Origin of the sequence: Priestia aryabhattai, assembly GCF_023715685.1 — a bacterium.
GTDB lineage: Bacteria > Bacillota > Bacilli > Bacillales > Bacillaceae_H > Priestia > Priestia aryabhattai_B.
The window spans coordinates 1-255 of sequence record NZ_JAMBOQ010000117.1 but is presented as its reverse complement, the minus strand read 5'-3'; the positions used below and the strand labels follow the sequence as shown (position 1 = coordinate 255).

Annotated in this window: 1 rRNA gene; it reads left to right on the top strand. The window is 51.0% G+C overall.

The annotated features are described in order from the left end of the window. Positions 1 to 255, top strand: a 16S ribosomal RNA gene (locus M3225_RS29290); the annotation flags it as partial.

Genomic DNA, 255 nt, shown 5'->3' with positions numbered 1-255 from the left:
GGAGAGTTTGATCCTGGCTCAGGATGAACGCTGGCGGCGTGCCTAATACATGCAAGTCGAGCGAACTGATTAGAAGCTTGCTTCTATGACGTTAGCGGCGGACGGGTGAGTAACACGTGGGCAACCTACCTGTAAGACTGGGATAACTTCGGGAAACCGAAGCTAATACCGGATAGGATCTTCTCCTTCATGGGAGATGATTGAAAGATGGTTTCGGCTATCACTTACAGATGGGCCCGCGGTGCATTAGCTAGT